We start from the raw sequence: 15376 nt of genomic DNA, 5'->3' as shown, positions 1-15376 counted from the left end.
AAGAAAACTCATCCTTCCGGATTTTCCGGAAAGATGAGTCTTCTTTTTTCTACTATTAATTTATTTCATAATCGTAAGTAGCAAAGTCTGCTTTGAGTGAAATCTTATTTCCATCCTTTTCCCATGTGAAGGTCATAACAGAGCCGTCCTTTTTAATATCAAGCTTACTGTCAAATCCAAATGCAGGATTGGTATTTCTTATCCTAAGGAGTTCAAGCTGTTTCTGAACAACAGGCTTTTTGAGCATTTCCTTAATATCATTATTTGTAAGATTTGTTCTGTTGATCTCTTTATGTCCGCCGGCTCCTGCTCTCTCTACAGCAGCATAGTCATTTTCCCCTGCAAAGAGATCAAGATACCAAACCTGAGGCTTACCGGGCATAAACATCTGCACGGCTCTTGCAAAAAGCATCTTCTTATCATCAGCACCAAGTGCGCTGTAATAAGTTGAGTTAACCTGATAGTACATGTTTTTCTGGCCGTGAAGATTCTTAACAAGACCGCCTCTTCCAACAATTGTATCAATTAGACTCTCTATTTCCTTATCATCAATAAAGCCCTTAAGATCAAGAACAGGAATTCCGTCGTGGCAGCCAAGCATGTTTACTACGCGGATCTTCTTTTCCATGATCTCATTAGCCCAGCGCTCAAGAGCTGCACCATCCTTCTGTTCCATAGCATATATAAGAAGTCCCGGAAGGAAGAAGTCATAAGTCATGTAGCCCTTGGATGCAACCTTCTCATAAATACCTGCACTGTAGCTGTCATGAATTTCAGGAAGGAGCTTAAGTCCGTTTTCATCCGCAAGAGCTCTTACTTTTTCAAGGACATCCCATGTATCGGGCTCATTGAGGAAGTTCTTTTTGCCTGGTTCCTTTGGAGCATAAGCAAATGCATCGAGTCTTACGATCGCAGCTCCGTAACCTGATAAAGTTTTTAAAGTATTCTTATAATGTTCCCATACAAGATCTGATTTTATATTCAGATCCATCTGTCCAAGATACTTTCTTCCGCATGCAAGGAACTCCAGAATTCCTTCACGATATTTCGTATATTTTCCAAAATCAATTTCTTCAGGTGTCTTGCCATTTTTCAGTTCTCTGCATACAAGCTCTGCAATCTTTGTAGCAGTTGCATACTGAACTCTGTCAGCATCAGCATTGCCGTTTTTCTCGTTGTAATCTGCAACAGCACCAATTATGTCCTGAGCATCAGGCATTCTGTACTGCACTTCCTGATAGAATGTGTTCCAATATGGGATTTCTTTTCCATCGGGCATGCGCACCATAAGTATCGGTAGTCCCGGCTTTCTGAAGAACATATCCTTTATCAGTTCCTTGTCGGGCTGAATATATCCGCCCTCTGTCATCTCGCCCTTACCTTCCCAGAACTTATTCCAGTTGATGAAGAAATCTGCATATTTAGACTTCTCACCATTCTTAAGAAGATCCTGGAACTGAGGTGATAAAACTGATGCATGGTTCAAGATAAAATCAAGCTTTAAATCAATTCCAAGCTTGCGAAGTCTATCCATGTCTTCTTTAGATCCAAGTTCCTGATTGATCCCATAATCAATTACTGAAAAACCGCGATCAAGGTCAGTGTTGTAGATGCTCGGAAGAATGTAAAAAGAACTGAATGTATCCTTAAAGTCATCTCCTTCAAGCATGGTTACTATATCGCCCAGAGTACCGCCGCAGCTGTCGGGATACGCATTGAGCATAGGTCCGTTATCAACAAATTTACTCATAATATTCTCCTTAAAAAACTATCTCTCCTTACATAAATCAAACTACATTAAAATCAAAGTCCCATGAGCTTTTTGTATTCATCATAGCTTATGATCTCGCCTGCTTTACTGATAATGATCTTTGCCTTGTGAGCCTGATCCATAAGTTTGTTCTGCTCGAGTTCAAGTACCATCATTGTGAACGGGCTGTCTACCTTACCATCACGGTTTCTGCTTCTTCTGTGCTCAAGAGTCTCCTGGGGAGTGCTGTTAAGAAGAACAGGAATATCCACTTCCTTCATGTAGTCTGTGTTTCCGTGTGTCCACTCAATGATAAGAACCTGCTTATCCTTCATATCAACTTCATCGTACCAAAGCTGAGTCTCATCTCTTCCCATTCTCTTAAGCCAGAGTTTATCAGCGCCATCCTTGAAGGCTCTAAGAATGCTGTCAACCTCTTCAAAATCTGTTTCATTTGGTGTTCCAAGATAGCTGTTAAGCCCTTTCTTTCCTGCTTCAAGATATGATGAAAACCAGGCATTTTCTTTTGCGTGCTCAGCGTTTGCATCATCACCTGCAGCCTGCCATTCCTGAATTTTTGCAAAGTTATCCGAATTCATGTTACCTGCATCAACAAGACCTCTTATTGCGCTCTGTCTGAAAACATGAAGCCTCTCTGCGTCGTTATACATCGGAATTCTGTGAGGATAATTATCTCCTGACATTGTGTAGCTCCCGATTCCTGATTTCTCAAGCATATATGAAAGAAGTGAAGCAATTTCAGATTTACCGACACCTGAGCCACCGCAAACTGTTATAACTGCTCTTCCGTACTTATTGGAAGAAGTTACTTTTGCAAGTTCCTCAAGTAATACAGGAAAAATAGTCCTTGCCTTGGCAATGTGACTCTCTCCTATTTCAATCTTGTCTCCAGGCATATCTCCATGTGGTATATCAGAAGGAATCTCGATAGCTGTAGCTGCAAGCTTTTCTATCATCTCTTCTGTAATCGCATTTTTGGGACTGATTTTTCCATAATTTGTATTCATTTGTACTTCCTTTCAAAGATAAAATAAATATTTAAAAAGTTTCTGACGGCACTTATGCGCAAATGTCATAAACGTTTTTCCGTTTATGTCTCAAATGCCTTATTTCCTATAATTATGTGCATTTTCAATTTTTGACACCGCATTTCCCCCGTGCTATTTTTACACTATATCCAAATTTTTTTGTTTGTCAAAATATTTTTTTAGGGGCTATATTTTTTTCATGATCACAATCAAAGAAATTGCGAAGCAATTAAATATGAGCACCACCACAGTATCCAACGTCATTCACGGCAAGACCGGAGAGGTGTCTGATGCAACAATAAAAATTGTTGAGGACTACCTGAAAAAAGTTGATTATGTTCCAAACATCAACGCAAGAAATCTTGCTCAGAATGAATCCAAGATAATAGGTGTTGCACTCAAAGCAAGAGCAGACAAGTATGAAAATCTTTTAATGGATCCGTTCGTCTCGGAGCTGATAGGCGGCATAGAAGAGTCTATCCGAAAAGCGGGATACTTCATGATGCTGTATATCTCAAGAGATACCGACGAGATCATGAGACATGTATCCACTTGGAATGTTGATGGTCTTCTGCTATTCGGTATGCTAAATGATGACGGTATCAGAGTAAGCGAGCGCTACAAAAAGCCAATCGTCTGCATAGACACTTACAGCATTGAAGGCCTAAAGCACTTTATCAACGTGGGACTTGATGACGAAAAGGGAACTTTCGAGATGGTAAATTACATGATCAGCCTTGGTCATAAAAAAATCGCCTTCTTGTCAGATAACCTAAACGGTGTAGACTATGCAAGATTTTCAGGATACAAGAGAGCTCTGTCAGAGGCCGGCATTGAGTTTCAGAAGGACTGGTTTTTGAAGATCAATCCCAGAAGCAAAGAAGTTCAGGCGTCTCTTGAAGATATCTGCAAAAAGATCACCGGCTTTGATGCAGTTATGTGCGTATCCGATCTGTATGCCGTTCAGCTTATCAGTTCTCTCAACGACAGAGGAATCAGAGTCCCTGAAGATGTATCGGTCGCAGGATTTGACGACACACTTCTTGGTCAGCTCCACAGACCAGCTCTCACAACCGTTCATCAGGACGTAAAAGGAAAAGGTATCGTAGCCACTGAGACTCTGCTGAAATGTATCCGTGGAGAAAAGACTCCAAAACAGATACAGATCCCAACAAAACTCGTCATAAGAGACACTGTTATGGACATAAGGTAATACAAAAAATATATAAAAACTCTTTTTTCTGAGCAACTTGCACAACACAGGCAGGTTGCTCTTTTTCATGAAAACTTCATTTTCAGTTTACCTGTCCGCCCAGGATCTGCCTTCTATTTCAGCAGCTTTTATAAACCTCGTTCACCTCCAAAATTTATGCATTTTTAATAATTCCGTCAGCTCAGTATTTATCAGCTTTTGCGCATAAGGCGAAAACAAGTATATGATTTTTTTGTAAAAATAGCTTGAAAATGTTTTCTTTACGTGCTATTTTGAACTTAGCATAAAACTTATGCGCAAAAGTAACCGCTAATCAATTGGTTTGGTTAGCAAAGTGCACAAAAGGAGGGTAACATGAAAAAGAAAGCATTATCTATTCTTCTTGCCGGAACAATGGTTCTTAGCATGACAGCATGCGGCGAATCAACCGGCGCAGACACAGCATCTGACACGGCTGAGTCTACAGCAGCAGAGTCAACAGAAGAAGCTGCTGAAGAGACAACTGAAGCAACTGAGGAAACAGCTGATGCAGCTACAGAGGCAGCTCCTCAGGATGCAATCCGTCTTCTTAACGGTAAGCCTGAAATTGATTCACAGCTTCAGGAACTTGCTGCAAAGTACAAGGAAGAGACAGGAAACGAAGTTACTATCGAGACTATCGGTGGTGACACAAGTGCCGGTGATGAGCTTAAGAAAATGTTCCAGGCTGACAACATGCCTGACATCTTCGTTATCGAAGCCAACCAGGCTGCTACTTGGGACGGAATGCTTGCAGATCTTTCAGGTGAGCAGTGGACAGAAGATACAGATTTCGAACTCGTAGACGATGCAATGGGAACAATCGGCTTCCCTTACACAGTTGAGGCTACAGCTCTTGCATACAACGCAGACATCCTTGAGGCTGCCGGTGTTGATCCTTCAACTCTTACAAGCCCTGATGCTTGGCAGACAGCAGTTGAGACTCTTGATAGCAAGAAGGATGAGCTTGGTCTTACAGCTGTATTTGGTTGGTGTGCTGAGCCTGCTAACCTTGGCTGGTCTTCAGGTACACACGTATTTGGTCAGTATCTTGATGCAGGTCTTGCACAGGATGACACAACTTATCTTGATCTCCTCAACGACGGCGGTCAGATTGATGAAGAGAGAATGGCAAACTTTGCTAAGTTCATCGGTATGATGAATGAGTATTCAGATCCCGATCTCCTTGTAGACGGTACATATGACAACCAGGTTGCAGGTTTCGCTGCTGGTAAGTATGCATTCGTAACTCAGGGTAACTGGATTAACGCAACTGTAACAGCTTCTAGCGATTACACAGGATTTGCAATGGGATTTGCTCCTTATGCATTCGAAGATGGCATTGATACAATCATCGCTGGTCCTCCGAGCTACTGGACAGTATATTCAGAGGGTAAGGTTGATGCTGCTAAGGCATTCCTTCAGTGGGTATCAGAAGATTCAGCTCAGGACATCCTTGTAAACAAGGCTGGTCTCATCTCACCTTTCAATGATTGTTCATACGCAGCTGCTGATCCTTTCTATGCAAGCATCAAGAGCTACATGGATGCAGGCAAGACTTCAGGATGGCACACAATGCTTAAGAAGGACGGTCTTCAGAACGTAACATGTCAGGTATTCGCTGACTATGCTATGGGCAAGCTTGATGCTGACAGCTTTGTAACAACAATGGCTCAGGTTATTTCAAGCTACTACGCTAACTAATAATTTTTTTGAGGGGCAGGGCAAAATGCTCTGCCTCTTTTCTTCTATATATATTATAGAAGGAATAGAGGTTTTCTTAATAATTATATGGGGCAACAAATTACAGGCTTCCTGAAGGTAAAGGAGATTACAGTATGAAAACACCATCTGCTACAAAAAAAGCATTTTCATTCCTTTGTCTGATTGCCGGTCTTGTGCTTGTCATATGGTCTTTGGCATTAGATATCATGAAATCTGATGCATCATTTCGCGGAGCCACTTTGATAATCGGAGTAGTTGCTATCGTTGCAGGTCTTTACTACTTTCCTACTCTTAAGCACCACCGTACGATCATCAATATTCTTTTCCTGTTTCCGCTGCTTTTTGCATTCGCGGTTACAGTAATCATTCCGCTAGTTCTTGGTATCGGTTATTCATTTACCGACTGGAACGGTATAAGAATGAAAAACGTTGTTGGCTTTGCCAACTATATAAGAATGTTTAAGCAGCCAAGCTTTCTTTGGTCAATTCTTATCACATTCTTATTCGTAGTATTTAATATGATCCTCGTAAACCTTGTCGCTTTTCTTCTTGCACTTTTGTGCACATCAAGAATCAAGGGTCTTGGATTTTTCAGAGCAGCTTACTTTTTGCCGAACCTTATCGGCGGTATCGTACTTGGCTATATTTGGCAGTTCATTTTCAGTAATGTAATAACTAATCTTACAGGTGCCAAGTACTCTATGTTATCGGATACAAAGACAGCATTCATTGCTATCATTATCGTATATATCTGGCAGTATGCAGGTTACATAATGCTCATCTACATCACAGGTCTTAACACTATTCCCGGTGATGTCCTTGAAGCATCAGCAATTGACGGAGCTAATCCTCTACAGACTCTGTTTGAGATAAAGATCCCTATGATTGCTCCCACAATTACAATCTGCACATTCCTTACACTTACAAGTGCATTCAAGCAGTTTGATGTAAACCTTGCACTTACAAACGGTACCGGTTCTGTAGCAAGTTTCCTCGGTTCATACCTGACAAATGGTACAGAAATGCTTGCTCTTAACATCTACAGTACAGCAGTAGTTAACAACGAATATGCATTTGGTGAAGCAAAAGCCGTTCTGTTCTTTATCATTCTGGCTTGTGTTTCAATCCTGCAGGTTCGCATATCTAATAAGAAGGAGGTGGAATTATAATGCATACAAAAGAAAAAACATCCAATGTCGTTATAAGATTTATAATTGCAATTGTAATCGCCGCTTATGTATTATTCCCTTTCTTTATAGTACTTGTTAACTCATTTAAGGTTTCAAACGACATTACTTCCAATCCTATAGGTTTTAACGGAGCTTCATTCCCACAGCTCATCCAGAACCTTAAGGATGTTATCACAAATACACACTTCCTGTTCTGGCAGGCATTTGGCTATTCAGCACTTATAACCGTGCTTTCACTTGTACTTCTTGCACTGTTCGGATCCATGGCAGCATGGGTAATCTGCAGAAACAAGACAGTATGGTCAAATGTAATTTACTTTACATTCATCGCATCAATGATCATTCCTTTCCAGGTAGTTATGCTTCCTCTTATCTCTACCTTCAGAGATGTAGGAAAATTCATCGGAATACCGATGCTTCAGTCAGTACCCGGCATCGTATTTGCTTACCTCGGATTTGGTGGTGCTATGACAGTTTTCATTCTTGTTGGATTTATTAAGGGAATTCCTTATGACTTGGAAGAAGCAGCATCTATCGATGGTTGCACACCCGAGCAGGTATTCTTCAAGGTTATCTTCCCTCTCCTCACACCGGTTATCACAACTGTTACAATCCTTAATGGTATGTGGATTTGGAATGACTACCTTCTTCCTTCAATGATGCTTGGTCAGAATGGTGCAGTAAAGACACTTCCTGTCGCAGTTCAGGCTTTTGTAGGCTCTTATGTAAAGCAGTGGAACCTCATTCTTACAGCTGCACTGCTTGCTATAGTTCCTATGATCATCCTCTTCCTCATCGCTCAGAAGCAGATCATGGAAGGTATGATCGAGGGTGCTGTAAAGGGCTGATAAAAAGAAAATATTTAAAATGCCTTTCCATTAAACAGGCGCCGGATACAACAATCCGACGCCTGTTTTTTACTGTTCTATGAATTTAAATATTCAATCTTCACGCACATATTGTGAGAAGTAATTAATTAAGTTTCTGTACAAGTTCCTCATAAGTAAGATGCTCAGCACCGGGAGTTGAGTTCCAAGTAGTTTCTGATCTAAAGTCATACTCTCCATCTGCAAGCATGAGGTCATCTAAAAAGAAATTGTTGTAGTCATCTTCCCCGAGATATTCCTTGAATATATTTATGTATTCATCTCTGCTTATGTTTGCATCATTACTCTTGAACTTCTCATCTCCCAAAAGGCCTTTTGCTGTCCATGACAGGCTGTTTAAAAGTACCGGTTCTTTCGAATCAGTGTCAATGCTATAGAAATAACTCTCTGAGCTTTTGCCATCTTTTGCTATCTCATATCTTATAATCAGATTCTTATCCTTATATAATGCAGCATAAGAATTAATGTCCGTTGAATTATTGATATCATTTGAAGACTCGAATATAGTCTGTTTCTCTGTTACAGTGCCACCTGCAAAGCTTATGTAGTAAGCCGCTCTTCCGGCAATATCATGCATGATCAGTTCAGGTATCCCGTCCTTATCGACATCCATCATTGAAAATCTGGCAAGGTCTGAATTATATCCCGCAAAGATTTCAGCACACTCACTCTTATAGTTCTCTGCTGCTCCAAGCATTCCTTCCTTATAAGCTGAACTTGAAACAACCTCCTCGGGTGTCATATTCTGCACAGGTTCTGTAGGCTCTGCCTCAGAAGAATCATTGAGATTACTTGTATCATCCCCTCCAACCTCTGAATCAGATCCTACACTTGTTTCATCAGTTGCTTGTTCATAATTGCTTTCTAATGCTTCCCCTGTTTGTTCTACAGCTCCCTTTGTTTCACTCTCAGAAGGAGTCGCAGTCTTATTCTTTTTACTTGTCAAAAAGATTCCCACTGCCAGAAATAGTATGAGCAAACTCACAAAACATATTGTAATAAGCCTATTATTCTTTGATCTTTTCATCATCTATACTCCCAGCCTTCCTGCTCTACCATCGCTCTTATCTCTTCAACATGCGCATCCCATGACTCATAACCTGCCTGGCCTCTTCTGTCCGGAATAAGCTCATCACCATATCTGTTTTTCAGATCCTGTCCAAGATACGAGGCAAACTGAGTGCTGCCATAATAATTCAGGTGTGCACTTCCATCAGCAAAGTGAGTTCCTCCTTCAAAGTCGATTCCTGTATCTGCAAGATGCCTGAAAGTATAATCAAAAAAGACATTATTATTACCATTTGCATTTATTTGTGCTATGTACTGCTCAAGCCAGTTATATCTGACGTCTTCTTCCTGAGTAACACCGGGCTCTCTTACAGTATTCACTTTGTAGGGAATAACCGTAAGATACAGCTTTATGCCATGTTCACCGGTATAATCAATTATTTTATTTAGATACTCAACCGACTTATCAGAAGGCGGTACCGCCTCGGTCGAGCTTATTACCGGAGTTTCAAGGGCCGCTGCCTTAAAAGAGGGAGTATAGCCTTTATATGCACTGTAGTCTTTTTTCCAGCTTTCTTTAAGCTTTGTATTCAGATCATCATTAGAACCCGTAGCATAGGATGGCGCATATTTATTTATAAGATCTGCATTTCCATCAAATATCACGTTAACAAGCTCTCTCTTATTTAATGAAAACTTGAGTCCGCTTAATGCATCTTCTGCAAAATAATACTTATCGTTGTAATCATCGCCATAAGCTGCAGGCGCAAAAAAATCCAGAACCACAACCTTGGGATTCTGATATTTGCATATCTCCCTTAGATAATAATATGAAGTCCAGATTGCCTGTTCAGCAGTTGAGTAGTCATAAGCAGCAATGCCATAATCATTCCAAAGCTTTGCAGTATTTATTCCATAATTTACATGACTTGAGCCCAGCATAACAACATCAATAGTGTTTTCAGGCTGGCAGTACATATAAAGGCCCTGCCTTATTCCGCCATTTGGTCTGTCAAACATAAGGCTCGTATCAATGCTGACTGCATTAAATAAAGCAACAACAGACATTGTCATAGCAATAATATTTTTCAGAAACACGTTCATCTCCTCCTTAGAATATCTCCCTTTGTAATTATTAGATAAAAAAGTCAGACCGAATTTCCTATCAAACAAAAAACCACCCGGTGGATTCCTCCTGCCGGATGGTCACAGTTATATATTTTAGCAGATAAGCTTCTTATTTTATACCACTTATAGCAATAGACTCGATAATAACTCTCTGGAAAAGGAAGAACAAAACGAGAGTCGGGAGCATTGCAATTACAGATGCCGCCATGATAAGAGCATAATCGCTTTGGATTGCATAGTAGTGGTTGAAGGATCTGATGACAACCTGCAATGTCCAGAGCTTTTCACTTCTAAGGAAAATAGTGGGAGCAAGGTAATCATTCCAGATTCCCATAAACCACAGCATAAGCTGTGTTCCAAGTGCACCCTTCATAAGCGGAAGGAAGATCTTGTAATAAATTCTAAAGTAATTACATCCGTCTATTTTAGCAGCATCCATAAGGTCTGAAGGGATGCTGTAGAGGTTCTGTCTAAGGAAAAAGATCATGCCGACATTTCCAAAGCAGCCGGGGATAATAAGCGGCGCAAGTGAATTAGTCCATCCAAGCTTTGTGAAAAGAACATACTGAGGGATCATTACAACCGCGAAAGGAATCATGATCGTAGCAAGCAGCGCGAGGAAGAGAATATTCTTACCTCTGAAATTCATCTTTGCAAAAGCAAAGGCTGCAAGTGAAGATGTAAATCCACCTATTAATAGTACTGGTATTTCAACACATACAGTATTGATAACACCACTTATGAACTGGCCCTTTGCAAGCACCTGTGAGTACTTTCCTATAAGTATAGGATTGGGAAACAGTGTAAGTTTTCCTGAAAGGATCTGGTTTTTGGTCATGAATGAAGTAGCAACCATATAAACCAGCGGGAATACCATTGTTATAGCAAATAAGAAAAGAAGTATAAACACAATGACATTCATCACTTTCTCTTTTTGAGATGTGACACGGTCGTTTGTATAATCTTTACTATTTGATTTTGCCTTTATAGCAAGTTCCATTTTCACACCTCCTTAATCTATAGTTTTAACCCATTTATCCTGCCCCCAGAAATTGATAGCAGTGATAATGAATATAATGATCGCAAGAATTACAGCTACTGCACTACCATAGCCGAGCTGACCATTGGTAAATGCTTTTTCAAACAAGTAAAATACTACTGTTGCGGAGCTATAGTTTGGTCCGCCTGAAGGTGTCATAACCTGAACTTCTACAAACACCTGGAAACCGCCGATAAGCGACGTAATAAGTACATAGAATGTAACGGGTGAAAGAAGCGGCAATGTGATATTTCTGAATTTCTGCCATCCGTTTGCACCATCGATCATTGCAGCTTCATAATAATCTCTCGGGATATTCTGAAGACCTGCGAGATAGAGGATAACAGTTCCGCCAAGACCCTTCCATACCATAAATATGATCATGGATACTTTTACCATGGTCTCATCTCCCAGCCAGTTAGGACCGTGGAGACCTGTGATTGCTTTATAGATGCCGTTCAAAAGGCCGTAATCATAGTTGAAAACCCATGCCCACAAAATTGAAACAGCAACCAGCGAAGATACAACCGGAACATAGTACATGGTAGTCAAAACTCTTCTTCCCGGTATTTTACGATTAAGTCCCATTGCGATGAGCATTCCCAGGATCATTCCGATCGGAATACCTATCATATAGATAATTGTAGTTCCCATTGCCTTCCAGAACTTAGCATCTGCCAGAATCTTGGCATAGTTTCTAAGTCCAACAATGTTACCCCATAATGAATTGATTCCTGTCCATTTGCTTGTGCTGGCAATAAGAGCAAAAACTATAGGATATGCCATAAAAAGCATGAAACCTACAAATGGCGCTGCTATAAACAGCCATGCCCATCTCTCTTCTCTTTTTGCCATCGCAGACATACGAACCTTAACTTTTTTTGATGCCATAATACCTGCTCCCTGATTTATTGCGTATATAATAAGTAGCCTTTTTTAAAACAGGTCCCTCCGCGGGCGAAGGGACCTACGATAATAGTCTTTATTTCTGATTATTTTGTTGCAGAATTCTGAAGTTCTATAGCTTCATCAAGTGCTGCCTGCATCTCAGGCTCAACCTGCTGTAAGTACTCTTCTACAGTGATGTCGCCGTTCTTGATGTTGAATACACCAGACCAGAAAGGTGTGAACCACTCACCATTGTATGTGTAGTCTGTTTCCTGAAGAGCTGCCTCGTAATTGTCATTGCCATCGAAGTAACCAAAGATTACATCTACGTTTGAAGCATAAGGAACTGTGCCGTTATTTACTGCATCCTTAAATTCTCCATAAGCAAGGTCTACGATATTAGGAAGCTGTATAGACTCGCCTGTTGTGATACCTGAAACTGCTCTCTGACCATCTTCATCAGTTGAAAGCTTAGCAACAAGCTGTGCTGCAAGATCAGGATTCTCTGATGTAGCTGATACGCAGTAACCAACTGAACCCATCCATGTGTGTGATCTGCCGTCACCTGAAGGTCCTACAGGCCATCCACAAAGATCCCATTCATAAGGGAATGTAGCATCATCCATAAATGCTGCAACATCCCATGTACCGCAAGCATAGAATGCAACCTGGCCGTCAAGCCATCTCTGATATCCGCCAAGAGCTGTATCCTGCTCAACTGAAGGTGTAAGACCATTCTTTGTAAGGTCTGTGTAGAATGTAAGAGCTTCTTTAAGAGGCTCGTTGTTAGCAACATTAACCTTTGTCATATCATCGTTAAGGAATTTAACGCCATTGGAGTAAAGGAAAGGAGTCATACCAAACTGATCTGCATTTGCAACACCCCACTGATCGATCTCACCGTCGCCATCCTTATCGATTGTAAGCTTTTCGCATACTTCAACGAACTCATCGTATGTATAAGGCTTGTTAGGATCGGGATATTCAAGTCCTGCTGCATCAAAGAGATCCTTGTTGTATGCAAATGCGAAACATGAAAGATCCTTAGGCAGTGCGTAGATTGAACCTTCACCAACATTTGTTCCGTCATAGCGGTAGATTGTCTGTGTTGTTCCCCATACTTTGCTGATTGTGTCTGCATCAACATAATCATCAAGAGGAATGATATAACCGTTATCTACATAAGAACGAACTGCTGCAGGTCCTACATAAAATACATCAGGCATATCATTTGCAGTCATGTTAGCGATCATCTTCTGATTGTATTCATCCTGGGTTGTGATCTCGAATACAACCTCACCAACCTCAGACTTGTGCTCTTCTACGAATTCCTTAACGAGCTGTTCGTAGATTTTTTTCTCATGCTCCTGCATGTAAAGGAATACATGAAGGTTCTTATCGCCTTCTCCTGTAAGAGAAGTAGCTGAATTTCCGTCTGACTCTTCTGTAGCTTCAGCAGTCTCTTCTGTTGCAGCCTCGCCATCAGCTGTTTCCTCTGTAGCTACTTCTGTATCTGCAGTAGCCTCGCCTGCTTCTTCTACTGTAGTTGTTGCACAACCTGCTACAGTACTAAGACCCATTACGCTGGCCATTGCAATACCTAAAAATCTTTTTCTCATAGCAAATCCTCCTAAAAATTTGAATGAAATGATTGTTTATATAGCAATTTTAACAATGACATTTTAGTGCGTCAATAATTATTTTAGTTTTTTCTTAACTATTTTATATTTTTGTCATTTTTCATAAATTCTTAAATTACTTTTTGTTGAAGTGAACCAAAGGGATCAGTCAAGGTATCTTACAGCCCAAATTGTCTCATTATTTGAGCCTACAGTGGATATGCATCTTGTGTTATTGCCTGCTTCGTCCACCATGTCGACTATTACTCCGCTATAGGTATCACCATCGATTGTGATCGTTATATATGGTTTATCTGCAGAAAGTTCATAGGTTCCTTCCGCATCGCTTCCGGTAATCTTGCCGCCATCAAATGTAACTTCAGTATACTTTTGAACAACATTGCTCACATCACGTCCGTGGTTTAAAAGATAGTATGTGCCTGCAATCTCATCTTCAGTGTATGCACCATCCCTCAATTCCTCCCCGGACAGTTCAAATACAGAAGCTGTAAACCAGTCATCCTCAGTAAGGAAAAGCTTATGGACTCTGGGTTCGTGGAACTCAGCACCGTCATCAAATCTCTGATGGTAAGTAATATAGTATTCCCCGTTTTCGTCCTTAAACACAGACTGACCACCGGGAGCCATATATGTCACTGACAAGCTGGGAAGTGTATAATTCCCCATCATTTTAAGTCCGTAGCTCATATAGTCTTCCTCATCAGATAATGTCTGTCCTTTTGGATCAACGTAAGGACCTGTCGGATTCTTGCTCCTGTACTGTCTTATCTGATAACCTCCATCACTAGTAAGTCCGCCATAGGACACAAAGAGGTAGTAATATCCGTTTTCCTCACAATACTCGATAAAAGGGCCTTCAATTGCATGATGACCGCCTCCGATCAGCTTGTAGCCATAATACGGATCAACACCGTTTGCCTCGTCCGCCTCGGGGAAAATGGGAAGTCCTGTGGCAGGATCAAGCTCTAATAAAAATATTCCGCCTGACCATGATCCATATACCATCCACATTCTGTTGTCAGCAACTGTAAAAACAGCAGGATCAATGCAGTTAGGCCATTTTGTATTATCATAGCTTCCATATTTTAGATATCTTGAAATATCAGCATCCGCCCCAAGAACATCATAAATATTTGTCTCTTGAGCCGTGGTCTTGGTAAATCCCGAATATAAAATAGTATCCGTGTATGTATATTTGCCCTGCGGAGTGTCAGAAACAGCCATGCACAGATTTGACTTGATATAAGAGGATGTAGTGCAGAAATACATCACATACTTCTTCATTACCTCGTTGTAAAAAATATTTGAAGCCCATACAGAATAGCCGCCCTCTTCATTTTTTCCGACATAGGAAAAAGCAGGTAGATCCCCTGAAAACAAGTTGTCAAACATATTATTTCCGTTGGCAATATAGCTCCAATCAAGCAAATTGTCTGACTGCGCAAGCACCTGATGGCTGCCTGTCATGTAATATTTTCCATCTTCTGCCAAGATTATCTGCGGATCATGGCAGCAGACTTCATTCTTATACACACCTGTCTTTATATCCACTTTATCCTCCCCTGAAGCTGTTTTGTCAGCACTTTCATCCGACTCCTGAATGGTATCGGTTGTAATCTCCCCCTCATCTGCAATATTTCCTGCACTCTTGCCCTGTGCGCAGCCGGTCAGCAAGCATACCGCCACCGCAGTACAGAGCGCCTGTCCAAGCCGCCTCTCCAAATGTCTTTTTTTCATTGCTATACACCTTTCGTACCAATCTATTTTATTTATTGCTTAATTATTTTATTATCTTCTAAATTTTATATTATCCAAAAAGCCTTTGCAAGATTCTGCTAAGG

12 protein-coding genes are annotated in these 15376 nt (G+C 40.8%); 4 read left to right on the top strand and 8 right to left on the bottom strand.

Going from position 1 to position 15376, the window contains the following annotated elements:
• Positions 1-55: 55 nt before the first annotated feature.
• Both T543_RS10305 and T543_RS10300 read right to left on the bottom strand, forming a co-directional pair.
• On the bottom strand, positions 56-1750 hold the full coding sequence (locus T543_RS10305) for an alpha-amylase family glycosyl hydrolase (RefSeq protein ID WP_035768103.1): 1695 nt from the start codon (positions 1748-1750) through the stop codon (positions 56-58).
• Between the two features lie 53 nt (positions 1751-1803).
• A complete protein-coding gene (locus T543_RS10300; protein ID WP_330369986.1) occupies positions 1804-2778 on the bottom strand; it encodes a nucleoside/nucleotide kinase family protein in 975 nt (324 codons plus the stop codon).
• 220 nt (positions 2779-2998) lie between these two features.
• On the opposite strand from T543_RS10300, the gene T543_RS10295 reads away from it, so the two are divergent.
• The 4 genes from T543_RS10295 to T543_RS10280 all read left to right on the top strand — a co-directional run bounded on the left by T543_RS10295 (position 2999) and on the right by T543_RS10280 (position 7793).
• Positions 2999-4012, top strand: a complete 1014-nt coding sequence (locus T543_RS10295) for a LacI family DNA-binding transcriptional regulator (RefSeq protein WP_035768101.1) — start codon at positions 2999-3001, stop codon at positions 4010-4012.
• Positions 4013-4366: 354 nt separating this feature from the next.
• Positions 4367-5734, top strand: a complete 1368-nt coding sequence (locus T543_RS10290; RefSeq protein WP_035768099.1) for an ABC transporter substrate-binding protein — start codon at positions 4367-4369, stop codon at positions 5732-5734.
• 134 nt (positions 5735-5868) lie between these two features.
• A complete protein-coding gene (locus tag T543_RS10285) occupies positions 5869-6924 on the top strand; it encodes a carbohydrate ABC transporter permease (RefSeq protein ID WP_035768097.1) in 1056 nt (351 codons plus the stop codon).
• On the top strand, positions 6924-7793 hold the full coding sequence (locus tag T543_RS10280; protein WP_035768095.1) for a carbohydrate ABC transporter permease: 870 nt from the start codon (positions 6924-6926) through the stop codon (positions 7791-7793). The genes T543_RS10285 and T543_RS10280 overlap by 1 nt, the downstream gene beginning before the upstream one ends.
• A gap of 124 nt (positions 7794-7917) precedes the next feature.
• On the opposite strand, the gene T543_RS10275 is transcribed toward T543_RS10280, so the two are convergent.
• The 6 genes from T543_RS10275 to T543_RS10250 all read right to left on the bottom strand — a co-directional run bounded on the left by T543_RS10275 (position 7918) and on the right by T543_RS10250 (position 15272).
• Positions 7918-8862 (bottom strand): hypothetical protein, encoded by a 945-nt coding sequence (locus T543_RS10275; protein ID WP_155843227.1) that lies wholly within the window; start codon positions 8860-8862, stop codon positions 7918-7920.
• Entirely contained in the window at positions 8859-9938 is a 1080-nt protein-coding gene (locus tag T543_RS10270; RefSeq protein ID WP_035768091.1) for a hypothetical protein, read from the bottom strand. The genes T543_RS10275 and T543_RS10270 overlap by 4 nt, the downstream gene beginning before the upstream one ends.
• A 139-nt stretch (positions 9939-10077) precedes the next feature.
• Complete coding sequence (locus T543_RS10265) at positions 10078-10968, bottom strand: carbohydrate ABC transporter permease (RefSeq protein ID WP_051638690.1); 891 nt, start codon at positions 10966-10968, stop codon at positions 10078-10080.
• Positions 10969-10980: 12 nt separating this feature from the next.
• A complete protein-coding gene (locus T543_RS10260; protein ID WP_035768089.1) occupies positions 10981-11898 on the bottom strand; it encodes a carbohydrate ABC transporter permease in 918 nt (305 codons plus the stop codon).
• A gap of 101 nt (positions 11899-11999) precedes the next feature.
• Positions 12000-13514 (bottom strand): ABC transporter substrate-binding protein, encoded by a 1515-nt coding sequence (locus T543_RS10255; protein ID WP_035768087.1) that lies wholly within the window; start codon positions 13512-13514, stop codon positions 12000-12002.
• A gap of 165 nt (positions 13515-13679) precedes the next feature.
• Positions 13680-15272, bottom strand: coding sequence for a glycoside hydrolase family 43 protein (locus T543_RS10250; RefSeq protein ID WP_051638689.1), 1593 nt, complete (start codon positions 15270-15272; stop codon positions 13680-13682).
• Positions 15273-15376: the final 104 nt, after the last annotated feature.

This window comes from Butyrivibrio sp. NC2002 (assembly GCF_000702265.1).
Taxonomy (GTDB): domain Bacteria; phylum Bacillota; class Clostridia; order Lachnospirales; family Lachnospiraceae; genus Butyrivibrio.
The sequence above is the reverse complement of the archived record's forward strand: the minus strand, read 5'-3'. Positions and strand labels throughout refer to the sequence as shown.

Bases quoted from the DNA above. Each gene is read 5' to 3' on its own strand.
- T543_RS10305 (WP_035768103.1), bottom strand. From the start codon at position 1,750: ATGAGTAAATTTGTTGATAACGGACCTATGCTCAATGCGTATCCCGAC.
- T543_RS10300 (WP_330369986.1), bottom strand. From the start codon at position 2,778: ATGAATACAAATTATGGAAAAATCAGTCCCAAAAATGCGATTACAGAA.
- T543_RS10295 (WP_035768101.1), top strand. From the start codon at position 2,999: ATGATCACAATCAAAGAAATTGCGAAGCAATTAAATATGAGCACCACC.
- T543_RS10290 (WP_035768099.1), top strand. From the start codon at position 4,367: ATGAAAAAGAAAGCATTATCTATTCTTCTTGCCGGAACAATGGTTCTT.
- T543_RS10285 (WP_035768097.1), top strand. From the start codon at position 5,869: ATGAAAACACCATCTGCTACAAAAAAAGCATTTTCATTCCTTTGTCTG.
- T543_RS10280 (WP_035768095.1), top strand. From the start codon at position 6,924: ATGCATACAAAAGAAAAAACATCCAATGTCGTTATAAGATTTATAATT.
- T543_RS10275 (WP_155843227.1), bottom strand. From the start codon at position 8,862: ATGATGAAAAGATCAAAGAATAATAGGCTTATTACAATATGTTTTGTG.
- T543_RS10265 (WP_051638690.1), bottom strand. From the start codon at position 10,968: ATGGAACTTGCTATAAAGGCAAAATCAAATAGTAAAGATTATACAAAC.
- T543_RS10260 (WP_035768089.1), bottom strand. From the start codon at position 11,898: ATGGCATCAAAAAAAGTTAAGGTTCGTATGTCTGCGATGGCAAAAAGA.
- T543_RS10255 (WP_035768087.1), bottom strand. From the start codon at position 13,514: ATGAGAAAAAGATTTTTAGGTATTGCAATGGCCAGCGTAATGGGTCTT.
- T543_RS10250 (WP_051638689.1), bottom strand. From the start codon at position 15,272: ATGAAAAAAAGACATTTGGAGAGGCGGCTTGGACAGGCGCTCTGTACT.